General features: G+C 42.3%; 11 protein-coding genes. 4 read left to right on the top strand and 7 right to left on the bottom strand.

Annotation, left to right across the window (positions count from 1 at the left end):
- Positions 1-31 precede the first annotated feature (31 nt).
- From E4635_RS08915 to E4635_RS08905, 3 genes are read left to right on the top strand one after another with little or no spacing between them, the layout of a single operon-like run.
- Positions 32-847 (top strand): 2,3,4,5-tetrahydropyridine-2,6-dicarboxylate N-succinyltransferase, encoded by an 816-nt coding sequence (locus E4635_RS08915; protein ID WP_135526285.1) that lies wholly within the window; start codon positions 32-34, stop codon positions 845-847.
- Between the two features lie 11 nt (positions 848-858).
- A complete protein-coding gene (locus E4635_RS08910) occupies positions 859-1,833 on the top strand; it encodes a glycosyltransferase family 2 protein (protein ID WP_135526284.1) in 975 nt (324 codons plus the stop codon).
- A gap of 7 nt (positions 1,834-1,840) precedes the next feature.
- Positions 1,841-2,905: a glycosyltransferase family 9 protein gene (locus E4635_RS08905; RefSeq protein WP_246020734.1), complete on the top strand. Its 1,065-nt coding sequence runs from the start codon at positions 1,841-1,843 to the stop codon at positions 2,903-2,905.
- A gap of 1 nt (position 2,906) precedes the next feature.
- Here E4635_RS08905 and E4635_RS08900 read toward each other — a convergent pair whose 3' ends face one another.
- Positions 2,907-3,674: a lipopolysaccharide kinase InaA family protein gene (locus tag E4635_RS08900; protein ID WP_394345974.1), complete on the bottom strand. Its 768-nt coding sequence runs from the start codon at positions 3,672-3,674 to the stop codon at positions 2,907-2,909.
- A gap of 26 nt (positions 3,675-3,700) precedes the next feature.
- Complete coding sequence (locus E4635_RS08895; protein ID WP_135526283.1) at positions 3,701-4,564, bottom strand: hypothetical protein; 864 nt, start codon at positions 4,562-4,564, stop codon at positions 3,701-3,703.
- A 93-nt stretch (positions 4,565-4,657) separates the two neighbouring features.
- Here E4635_RS08895 and E4635_RS08890 point away from each other — a divergent pair, with 93 nt between their 5' ends.
- A complete protein-coding gene (locus E4635_RS08890; RefSeq protein ID WP_135526282.1) occupies positions 4,658-5,674 on the top strand; it encodes a glycosyltransferase family 2 protein in 1,017 nt (338 codons plus the stop codon).
- Positions 5,675-5,678: 4 nt separating this feature from the next.
- On the opposite strand, the gene E4635_RS08885 is transcribed toward E4635_RS08890, so the two are convergent.
- Genes E4635_RS08885 through E4635_RS08865 form a run of 5 tightly spaced genes read right to left on the bottom strand, consistent with a single transcriptional unit; the run spans position 5,679 to position 12,185 of the window.
- The gene (locus tag E4635_RS08885) at positions 5,679-7,169 is read right to left on the bottom strand and encodes a capsular polysaccharide export protein, LipB/KpsS family (RefSeq protein ID WP_169630232.1); all 1,491 of its coding nucleotides are present in this window, start codon (positions 7,167-7,169) and stop codon (positions 5,679-5,681) included.
- 20 nt (positions 7,170-7,189) lie between these two features.
- Complete coding sequence (gene pseI / locus E4635_RS08880) at positions 7,190-8,227, bottom strand: pseudaminic acid synthase (protein ID WP_135526280.1); 1,038 nt, start codon at positions 8,225-8,227, stop codon at positions 7,190-7,192.
- Entirely contained in the window at positions 8,214-9,239 is a 1,026-nt protein-coding gene (locus E4635_RS15735) for a GNAT family N-acetyltransferase (RefSeq protein WP_169630231.1), read from the bottom strand. Before E4635_RS15735 ends, pseI begins: the two co-directional genes overlap by 14 nt.
- Positions 9,240-9,249: 10 nt before the next feature.
- Positions 9,250-11,340: a glutamate-1-semialdehyde 2,1-aminomutase gene (locus tag E4635_RS08870; protein ID WP_135526279.1), complete on the bottom strand. Its 2,091-nt coding sequence runs from the start codon at positions 11,338-11,340 to the stop codon at positions 9,250-9,252.
- Positions 11,337-12,185 (bottom strand): aldo/keto reductase, encoded by an 849-nt coding sequence (locus E4635_RS08865; RefSeq protein ID WP_169630230.1) that lies wholly within the window; start codon positions 12,183-12,185, stop codon positions 11,337-11,339. The genes E4635_RS08870 and E4635_RS08865 overlap by 4 nt, the downstream gene beginning before the upstream one ends.

The following is a 12,185-nucleotide window of genomic DNA, read 5'->3' as shown; positions in this document are numbered from 1 at the left end:
AAACAATTATCTTTGCTAAAAATTAAACACGATGAATGCATTACAAACCATTATAGAACAAGCTTGGGAGAACAGAGCATTGTTACAGGAAGAAACTACTACAAAAGCCATCAGGGAAGTTATCGATTTGCTTGATGCCGGGACATTACGTGTCGCCGAGCCCATCGAAGGAGGCTGGCAGGTAAACGAATGGGTAAAGAAAGCCGTAGTAATGTACTTCCCTATCCAAAAAATGGAAACCTTCGAAGTAGGCATTTTCGAATACCACGATAAAATCCCATTGAAGCGAGGTTATGCCGAAAAAGGAATCCGTGTTGTCCCTCATGCCGTAGCGCGCCATGGTGCCTATATCTCCAAAGGGGTTATTTTAATGCCGAGTTATGTAAATATCGGCGCTTATGTCGATGAAGGTACTATGGTTGATACCTGGGCTACCGTAGGAAGCTGTGCTCAAATTGGCAAAGATGTCCACTTAAGCGGCGGTGTCGGTATTGGCGGTGTGCTGGAACCTTTGCAGGCGGCTCCCGTAATTATCGAAGACGGAGCATTTATCGGTTCCCGCTGCATTGTAGTGGAAGGTGTCCGCGTGGAAAAAGAAGCTGTTTTAGGGGCTAACGTATGTTTGACCGCATCTACCAAAATCATTGATGTAACCGGACCGGAACCTGTTGAATATAAAGGAGTTGTTCCTGCGCGTTCCGTAGTGATCCCGGGAAGTTATGCCAAAAAATTCGAAGCCGGTGAATTCCAGGTGCCTTGTGCCTTGATTATCGGGAAACGCAAACCGTCGACTGATTTGAAAACCTCTCTGAACAATGCCTTGAGAGAATACGACGTAGCGGTTTAAGCCATTCTCCTATGACTGATATTGCCATCGTTATTGTAAATTATAAAAGCTGGGATGCTTTGGGCGAATGCCTCGAGGCCTTATCTGCTATGGACACCAACCGTTTCACTTTTGAAACAATTGTGGTCGACAATTGCTCCGGCGATGGAAAATACGAAACTTTTGCAAGCCGGTTCCCTAACATCCGTTTTATCGGGAATACAGGGAACAACGGTTTTGCCAATGGCTGTAATTTTGGCGCAAATGCCGCTCATTCTAATTATTATCTTTTCCTGAATCCGGATACGGTGGCCAGCGAAGAAGCCATTTATACCCTTTGGCAAACCGCCAAAAACAATCCGGATTTTGGCATTGTAACCTGTACACAGGTGGATGCACAGCATAAAAAATACAAGGAAATCCGGTTTTTCCCAAGCCTCAAAACATTGTTCGGGCCTTTCAGGGCTTTAAACCGGGCCATGAGCAAAGAAACGGTTCAAGGGGATTTCAGCAATGACAAGGCTATTGTTTTCCCGGATTGGGCAACAGGTGCCGTGATTTTTATGAGCAAAGGCTGGTACGACAAAATAAGCGGCTGGAATGAAAAATACTGGCTTTATTTTGAAGATGTGGATATCTGCAAGCGGGTTATCGACCAAGGCGGAAAAGTGGCCCTGATACGAAATGCCTCCATTTTGCATAAACACGGCGGTGCTTCCCGCATCAATATCAAAACCAAAGCATTGACAAAAACCGAAGTCCTGATCTCGCAGCATGTCTATTTTAACGAGCATACCAAAGGATTCGAGCGGATGCTGATCCAGTTCCTGCTATTGTTTACTTTGCTGCTGGAAAAAACACTTCTTGCAATCCTGGGCTTGGTTTTCTTTTTTATCCCAAAACTGAAAGTGAATATTTTTATTTTCAGGAACCTGGTGCTTTATTATGTTTCGGCCCTTTCAAAAGGCACATGGACAAGCCCAAGGGCACCATTATACACAAAATAACCATCCGATGAAGATTCTTGTTATCCAGCAAAAAATGATTGGCGATGTCCTGGTAAGTTCGGTCTTATGCGATAATTTGCGTAAGGCATACCCCAATGCCACCATCGATTATATGGTATATGAATCAACAGTTGCGGTTTTACAAGGGAACAAATCCATCAGTAACCTGGTATTGTTTAAAGAGGAGCACCGCAAGAGCAAATGGGCGTTTTTCAAATTCCTGATGAAGATTCGCAAAGCGAAATATGACATCGTTATTGATGCTTACGCCAAAATAGAAAGTTTCCTGCCGGTCATTTTTTCGGGTGCCAAAAGAAAAATCTCCTACGATAAAAAATGGCGTAGCCTTATTTTTACCGATGTTGTAAAGAAAAAACAAGTTCCCACTTCTAATTTGGGGTTGATTATAGAACAACGGCTTTCATTGCTTTCCCCATTGCATTTGGATATTGAGCTGGAAACGTTCCCAAGGCTGTACGTAACGCCCGAAGAAGAACATTTTGCCAAAGCACTCTTTGAAAGCAATGGTTTAGCCCCTTCCCGGAAAACCGTCATGCTCAGCATTATAGGCAGTTCACCTGACAAGACCTATCCGTCTGAATACATGGCTGCCATTATCGATTATATTGCCGATCATTACCCAGTGAATATGCTCTTCAATTATATCCCGAACCAGAAAGAATTGGCCCTGGAGATTTTCCGTTTGTGCAAACCCGAAACACAGTCTAAAATCTATTTTGACCTTTTAGGGAAAAACCTGCGGGAGTTTATTGCCATTATGCATGAATGCGATGTGATTATCGGAAACGACGGAGGCGCCATCAATATGGCCAAAGCCTTGCACAAGCCGTCCTTTATCATTTTCTCTCCCTGGATTGATAAAAAAGGCTGGGCGACCTTTGAAGATGGCAAAAACCATATTTCAGTGCATGTATCGGAATACAAGCCACAATTGTTCGAAGGAAAATCCCCTAAGGAAATCTTTGCGGAAAACAGGTCGTTGTACCACGAATTTGATCCCGCGTTGTTTATGCCTTTATTGGAACAGTTTGCCAAAAACCATTTGGACTGAATTATTTCTTCCAGAAGATAAACCGTTTTTTCAATCTCCTTTTCCTAAAGTACCTTTCCTGGAATTGGCTGGTATAGCCCCACATCTTATCAAACACTTCCACATAAGGACGGGAATACAGTTTGGCGTATGCATCGCTCATAATCATCACCATTTCTTTTTTTGGCGTTAATCGGGAAAGGTTTTTCATCCGGGTTTCGAAACTCATCTGCTTATGGAACTTCATCCGGTTCAAATCAACCAGGAAAAAATCGTATTTTCCTTCTTCGTTTTTCTTTATCAGTGTATTGCCTGGGGAATGATCGAGGAATTCGATGCCTTTTTCATGCAGCTGAAAGGAAAATGCGGTAAATTGCCGTAAGATGTTTTCAGTGTCTGGATAATCGGTTTCCACCAGCTCCCGATACGTTAGGTCCGCTTGCAGGTGCTCACTGACATAGTAGCTGTCATGCAATCCCACCGTGTCATAGTTTTCAAAATAAGCAATAGGTTGTGGAGTACCTATCCCGTTTTGCATCAGGATATTAGCATACTCGAATGAACGTTTAGCTTTAGATTTACGAAAGTACCTGTAGACGATTTTATTGTAGAATTTCGGTATTTTAAAGGACTTTACATTGGCATTGATAACTCCCAAAGGAAAAATTTTAATGACATTCCTTTTCCCGTTTTCCAATACTGTCCCTGAGCTTCCAAATTCCCGGATAACGGCGGTCAGTTCCTTTTGCAAGGAAACAAATAATGGATTGAAATGTTGTATCGGCTTCAAAATAATAAGGTTTGGATTAATCGGGATTATTTGAACAAGAACTTGAACCACTGCCCAAAATTCTTGAAAAACAAAAACGGCTTAGAAATAGCAAGGGCTTTGCTCGAATGGACAAAGTTCTTCATTTCGCCAATGTTTTTGGTAGGAAGGTACCCAAGTGTTTTCCATGTTTCGGGTTCGATATAATAAAAATCCCGCATTTCTTTGTAATTGTCCTGGTTTACGGATTTCCATTTGTCAAAAAAAGTAGTGTTGATCTGGACATTGTGCCCCCAATTTTCGAGTTTGAAAGCCAGTTGTTCTTCTGTCCTTGACAAACATTCGTGCAGGAGTACCTTATCGGTATAAATGACTCTTTCCTTCGATTTCCGGCCCACTTTATAGTTGGGGTAATTCGTCGCCAGGAGCACTCTTGTCAAGTTCTCCACGTACAATATCCCTTCATCGGTATATTTGTAAAGATGGGTCAGGAAACAACCGATCTGGATAGGGTTTTTCTCAGGGTTTTCCAGGTAGCTGTCATATTTCCTGAGGTCTTTGACAAATCCTGCAAAATCCAGGAAATATTCATCGGCATCAATCTGGATCAGCCAGTTCCCGATGCCCATTTTTTCAGAAAGCATGGTACGTTCGCGTACTTCGCAATCCATGGTGGTTAGTTCCGGGCGGTAAAAATTATCTTCGTAGATAACAATTTTATGGTCTGTATCGATTTCTTTTATCCACTGAAAAAAATCATCCTCAATGACAAATGAACCGCCGTTCCAGGTTTTCCTGTCCTTGTCAATGGCCAGGAATATGGTATCCGACTCTTTGTACACTTGCGGTATGGCATTTTTAAGCAGGTCGTAGTCGTACGATACCAAAAAACCAACTTGAATTTTTTTCATTTTAATTTATTTACAAAGCAAATATAAGAATATTGAAATCATTACTTTTGCTTTTATATATTTTACGTACACGTTTATCTTAAATAGTCCAATATGCCCAATCCTCAAGTTTCAGTAATAATGCCGGTATACAATGCTGAAAAGTATATAAGCGAAACCATTGAAAGTATTTTAAACCAGACTTATACGGATTTCGAATTATTGATCTTGAATGATAAATCGACAGACGGCAGCAAGGAAATCATTGAAAAATACCAAGCAAAAGATTCTCGTATCATACTGGTTGACAAAGAAATAAACGTTGGTCCTGCCCGCCTTAGGAATGAAGGATTCGAATTGGCAAGAGCACCTTTTGTTGCTTTGATGGATGCTGATGATATTGCAGCCCCGAACCGTTTTGAAAAGCAGCTGGCTTATCTTAAAAACCATCCTGACGTAGGTGTTTGCGGTACCTGGATGACTTATTTCGGAGGAAAAAAAAACAAGGCCATCCGCCACAGCGAAACCCATGATGCTATCAAAGTGTCTTTTTTATACAGCTGTGCCATCGGAAACCCAACCGTAATGCTCCGGAAAGAAAGCCTAAGCGGATTGCGGTTTGACAACGATTATGTTCCCGTGGAAGATTATGATTTATGGAGCAGGCTGCTGCCGAAAACCAAATTCCATAATATCCAGGAATCCTTGTTGCGTTACAGGCTGCACCCGAATAACATCAGTAAAACCAAAATAGAAAATGTAAACCGTTCGGTTAAAAAAGTAAAAATCAACCAATTATCAGAATTCGGCATTGAAAGCAACGATCCTAAAATAGAGTCATATTTAGGTGCGTTTGAGGTGCGAAGAGGCTTGCAGACGGCGGAAATCATCGAGATCATTGAAGCTTCAAAATACCTGAAAACACAAAACGGAAAACTCCGGAATTTCAACGCTGCATTACTTGAAAAACAAATCGATAAAACGCTACTCCGCATCATCAGGAATGCCGGCGCGAACAATCTTGCTTTTTACAGGCAATTAAAGAAAAACGAAGGTAAACTGTTTGCCAAAATGAGGTTTTTGGATAAAGCAATCTTATACTTAAAATCAGTAACAAACTGGAAAAGCTAGTTTTTTATTGAATGGTTTTTTTCCTTTTTTCAATAAACCGCCTCAATTCGCGCAGGATGAAATTCGCTTTGACCTGCTTCCCTTTATAGGTTCCTTTTCCTAAATTTATAGGGCTGTAATAGTTGTAATTGATCCCGAAACTTTCATTCCAATACCCATATTTCAACGGATCTTCCGGGTTTATTTCAGGAAAAACATACTGATCATCCATTAGGATACGCACCAATTCCTCGTGGTTTTTTGGGATGACAAAAGAGTCCAGGTTTTCGTAAGCAGCACGGCCCAACAATACTACTTTTTTTCCTGCAAAAACGGCTTCAGCCCCTACGGTAGAACCAAAAACGACTACAATATCGCTCTTGTTGATCAAGGCATAGGTATCGACACTGTCTTCGGCCGGGATAATCTCAATGGATGGATAAGAACCGATAACTTCTTTCAGGTACTTGTTCTGGCTGTTGTCCAAGCCTTTCAGGTTCGGGTGGACCCTAAGGTACAACTTGATTTCGGGATGATTTTGAAGGCTTTCGCATATTTTTTGTATCCCTTCGTTGTCATTAGCATAAAAATAAGGGCCAAAACCTTCCAATCCTTCGTATTCATCCAAAGACGAATTGAAAATCGTAATGACTTTTTTGTTTTCAACATGCTTAAAACTTTCGGGCAACCTTCCCTCCTGTTGTTCTTTGGTAAACGAATACCAGGCGTCTTCCACCCTTTTTATCCTATTGGTGTAAAATGTTTTCCCGATCTCTTTCCTGTTGTTCCGGGCAGTTTCCCATAAATAATCCATTTCGGCGCTGATTGTCTCTATGGAATGCGGGATGGAATTGATCCTGAACAGGAAATTATTGATTTTCCCGCCCCGTTCATGCGTTGCATACTTAATGTTCCGTTCCTGGCAAACGCGCAATAAAGGCCTGTTCTCAATGAACCTTCCGTTAAACAAAACAACCATATCCGGCTGGATCGTATCCAAAACCAATTGGAATGTTTCGTATAGGTAACCGCCGGTCAAAAGCCCTCTTTTGATAAAATCCTGGTATTTTGACACATCTGGCTCGTGGTTTCTAGTATAAGACACTAACGAAGAAGCTGTTGCCATTCCCGAATCATACGATTTATGATGGAATGCCTTGAGTTCTTTGATATCCGAAAAATGAAGATCCTGCTGGAAATAGCTTTTTTTAAACGCCTCGAGTGTTAAAAATTGCCTGTATTTTAGGATGTGGAGGTTTTCCGAGTGTTTACTGCTCTTTTTTAAGACATCCAACCCTTTATTGACACGGGAAAAGCAAACCTTGCAATCCATTGTGGTATGCTCCGGATTGTTAAAACAGGCTTTGAAATCGCTTTCGCAAACAATCCAGTAAATCGTATTTCCCTGTGCCAGCAATCTTTCTACAATCTCCATTTCCGTTTCAAGATGCGGAGCCGGATGATAGGTTGTCTGGACAAGGATTTTTTGATTCGATATAAGGTCTAATGGTGTCATAAAGTGCATTTACAAAAATATTATTCGGCAAATTCCAATTGCATCGGTGTCCCTTTTGTGAGGTCCATCAAAGCCTTTTTGCCCAATAGTCCATGGTAATATTTAGGATGGAGTCCAAAACCCGGGCGCACGGACCGAAGGTTTTTTTCTGTAAAAACCTCGCCTTGGGCCACATCTTCGGCAATATATAACGAACGGCTGAAATCCCTTCCTTTGGCTTGTTTTTCCGTTAAGGCATAATCGATAACCCCGGAAGCTTTTTCGGCTTCACGCACAGCTTTGACCATGGCGGCAAATTCTTCTTCATTCATCGAAAATGAGGCATCAGGCCCGCCGATAGCACGATCGATTATGAAATGTTTTTCAATAATTTTAGCCCCGAAAACAGTCGCAACAACAGGTACGGTACTTCCCATGGTATGATCGGAAAGCCCGCTGATAACCTGATAACGCTCGGCCAGGTCTTTGACCATGACCATATTTGCTTCTTCAATAGGCGCAGGGTAACTTGAAGTGCATTTTAACAATGCAATATCGTTATTGCCCATTCTTTTACAGGCATCCAAAGCCAGTTCGATGTCTTCTTTTTCCGCTATTCCGGTCGATATGATTACCGGTTTTCCTTTAGAAGCCACATATTCGATCAAGGGAATATCGGTAATTTCAAACGAAGCAATTTTATAGGCCGGGGAATCCAGGTTTTCCAGGAAATCGACCGCAGTCTTATCAAACGGGGAAGAAAAACAAACAAGCCCTTCTTCTTTTGCCACCTTGTAAATTTCTGCATGCCATTCCCATGGAGTGTAGGCTTCCTGGTATAATGAATGCAGTTTTTTTCCGTCCCAAATGGTTCCTTTAATCACAAAATCCTCTTTATCGGAATCCAGGGTAATAGTATCTGCAGTATACGTTTGCAGTTTTATACAATCGGCACCGGCACGTTTTGCGGCACGGATGGTTTCAATAGCCGTTTCCAGGCTTCCATTATGGTTGGCCGAAAGTTCGGCAATAATGAAAACCGGCGAATTGGAATCTATTGTATAGTTATCTATTGTCATATTTTTTTATATAATGAAAGCTCTCCGTATGTTGGTACTGAAGCATTTCTTTTAGTGTGAAACCTGCTTTTTCAAAAGCTTTGGCCGAAGCCAGGTTTTCCGATTTGATATAAGCGCTAATGCAAATATCCGGATTTTTAGCCAAAAAATACGCAGATGCCAACGAGATCATCTGACTGGCATACCCTTTTCCCCGGTGGTTTTCATCGGTGGAAACGCCTATCACAGCGGTATTCCCTTCCGATTTCTGGATACGTACCTGGCCCACATCCTGATGGTTTTTGTCTTGAAAAACAAGCATCAGGCAGTCCTCCTCTTTTATTTTGGAGAGAAACCAGCGAACGTGGTTTTCATAAGGAATACTCTCAGACATATAGGAATTGCTGCGTACCGAAGGGTCATTCGTCCAATTAAAATACAATTCAACATCGTTTTCTGTGGCCTTTCGGAAAGAAAGCAAATTATTTATTTTGGAATGAATGACTACATCCAGGTATTTGCCATCAAAATAACAATGTTCCTTGAGCCGGGCATCTTGCTTAAACCCACAACTCAAAAGGACTTCGTACAAATGTGGTCGAAGGTCGAAGGCATATGTGAATATCTTATGGAATTTTAATTCCTCAAAAGCCATTTTTTCTATCAATTGCAAGTAATTGGACCAGAATGACGCAAAAAATCCTTGCTCCATTGCTGTTTTCATCACAAAAGAGATCTCAGCGTTTTTGTCAATCCAATTGATATGCACCAGGCCGCCATAGCCCACAAATTCACCCTGATGGAAAAAAGAAAACAGCAATTGATTGGGCTTTTCCGTTTCAAACAAACCGGAAACCACCGTCGCAAAATAATTTTCCTGTTGGGCTGCAGTCAAGGGCTGGGACTGCCTCAAATGGTACAACTGCTCATTCCTGATTTCCAGGATGGCATATTTGTCCTCGTCCCGCAACGGTTCGATATGAAACAAATCATTCCTGAAAATATTGGTATGCAAACATTTGTATATCCTCATCAAATAAGTATTATAGTGTTTTCCGGAATACGGCTTTGGCCGGTTCGCCTACAAGGAATTTTTCAAATCCCTGCGCTAATGCTTCCTTGTAAACCGGTAATGACTCGCTGAAGGCTTTGGCAAAATAGTACACATCATCTTCCGTATGGGAAAAACAAGGCACAAACGCCCCCTGGAACAATACACCCCGTTTTATCATTTCCTGCATAAAAAGAGTACGGTACCCTTGACTGGCAATACCTGACGCGTCTTTAAACACGAAAAACGGCATCCATTCTGCGGGGACTACCTCGATAGAATCTGCCAGCCCGCTTTCTGTCACAAGCTGTTGGCATAATTCTGCCAGTTTTTTACCGATACTGTGGTTGTGTGCGATTACATCTTTTTCCCGGTATTCTTTAATCGTAGCGATAGCAGCGGCTAATCCATGGGTTTCTCCACCGTGAGTGGTAGAGATCAAAAATACTTTCTCTTCGCCTTCGCGGGTGATCCCGCCTAATTCCATTATTTCTTTTGTCCCGGTAAGGGCGCAGAATGAAAATCCGTTGGCAATGCCTTTTCCCCAGGTAGCCATATCAGGCTTGAGGCCGTATTTGGTAATGGATCCCGGAAAATCTGTTTTGAAACCCGTCACCATTTCATCTGCAATAAACAAAGCACCATTGGCGTGGCATAGGTCGATGGCTTCTTGCAAAAACGTTCCGGCATTAAAATCCGGGTTGTTCAGGTGCGGATAATTCCCTTTTTCAGGCTCGGTAATCACGCAGGCAATCTGATTTGGGTATTTCGCAAACAATTCTTTTAAAGATTCGATATTAAAGGATTGGAAGGTTACCGACAATTTCGAAACATCATCAGGAACTCCTTTATTACAGGCTGTTGAGCCGATGAACCAATCGTCATAACTGTAAAACGGATGGTCTCCAGGGAACGCCACCAAATTCCTTCCTGTCTTGGCCCTGGCCAGCTTCACGGCTGCGGTGGTCACGATAGAGCCGTTTTTGGAAAACTTAACCATATCATGCCCAGGCACCAAGGCTAAAAATTCTTCTGCCATCTCTTTTTCCAAAGCGGAAGGACGCTGGAAGTTCACTCCGTTTTCCAATTCTTTCCTCACAGCCTCCAAAACCGGTTCATAAGCATGGCCTAAACTAACACTGGTCAATCCCATGGAGCAATCCAGGAATTCATTCCCGTCGACATCCCATAAATGGGACCCTTTCCCTCTTACGATAGCCGCAGGAGATAAAACCGGGAATTGATCATCCCCTTTGGAATAGGTATGCCCGCCACCCGGAATAAGGTTGTGTATCGTTTTTCTGTACTCGTCCGATGCTTGGAAATTCGTGATATTCCTAAGCTGTATTTCGTTAAATTTACTTTTCATATAACCTTCGTTTCTAAAAATAGTATAATTAATATTTTGAATGTCTTGATGCTGTACAATGTAATCCGCATAGGGTTTCCATGGCAAATCTGCTCCCAAATGCTCTATCAAGTGCCGGATGAGCACAAAATCAGAAGGTTCGTCTACGGTAATCCGCAAGGACGCATATTTTTTATCGATGCCTTCATTGGCAACTTTTGTCCTGGCATTCCTCCTGATAAATGGCGTAACATGCTCCCTGTCGGCAATTGCCGTGGCAGAATGCCATGCTTCGGATAAAGCCTTAAAACTAAACACTTCCACGTCCAATCCATCGGGATAGGCTTCCTGTGATTGGTTGGAGTGGTAATCCAATTGATTGTCGAGGCAAAATTGTATGGTCTGATCGATCAATCCGGCGTCGATTAAAGGGCAATCTGAGGTAATGCGTACCACATAATCCGGCCCTTCGTCCTTGACAGACTGGTAAAACCGATCCAAAACATCCTCCAAACTTCCTCTGTAACTCCCGATTCCCAACTGTGTGGCAATATCGCAAATGGCTTCAGCCCCTTCTTCCTGGGTAGTAGCGACCAACCATTGGTTAACCAATTTGGATTTTTTAGCCCTTTCGAGGTGGTATTCCAAAAGTGTTTTGCCGTTTACCGTCAGGAGTACTTTTCCGGGTAACCGGGAAGAACCAATCCTGGCTTGTGTTATACCGATTATTTTCACCAGTTTACAGGATTTAATAATGATTTATCTTTTATTTCAATAGCTTCAATTCTTGAAAACAATTCCGCATCCCGTTTCCAGCTTGAAACCATCCGGATATTTTCCTGTAATTGCCCGGCCGTTTCCACACCCATGACAATTTGGTCGATATTTGGGTTTGAAACCGCGTAATTCAAGGCGGCGTCCCCAACAGAAATGTTTTTTCCCCTGCAAATAGCCTGCAACTCCATTAACGCTGGCCGCAACGGCTGTAATTTTTCCGGCAGTCGGTCAGGGTCCATAAAATAAAGACCTTGTAGGAAAACTGATCGGACATGGATTTCAGTCCCTATTTTTTTTAGGATGGAAAGGCTGTCTTCAAACTTACGGTCTAAAATACTGTACGGCAATTGTACCAAATCCGGGATGCACTGCAATTCCAAAAGCTGTTCCAACTGTTCCGGATGGTATAATGAAAATCCGATTTTAGCTATGGTCTTCTCTTCCTTAGCCTTTTGCAAAACCTCCCATAAAAAGGGTTTTTCGATCAAAACAGCTGCATTATGGGCCAAATATCCATACACCGAACTGCTATTTAACCTTGACAAGGAGTACGAAAGCGCATTCTCCAATTCTTCCCGGGTAGCAACGGCAGGGAATTTGGTAATAACCTGAAAACGGCCTTCTGAAAACTGCCCCAAGCGTTCCTCTGCATTTCCATAAGCCTGCGCGGTGTCCAATTGTTGAATCCCGGCTTCTTCCGCTGCGGAAAGAATGGCTTTCAATTCTGCATCGGAAGGGACACCATGTGTATTTGAGATACCATAGTTAATGCCAAACTGAACGGTTCCTAGTGTTATTTTCAA

Origin of the sequence: Flavobacterium humi (assembly GCF_004745595.1) — a bacterium.
In the GTDB taxonomy this organism is placed as follows: domain Bacteria; phylum Bacteroidota; class Bacteroidia; order Flavobacteriales; family Flavobacteriaceae; genus Flavobacterium; species Flavobacterium humi.
This window is presented reverse-complemented; position numbering and strand designations above follow the sequence as displayed.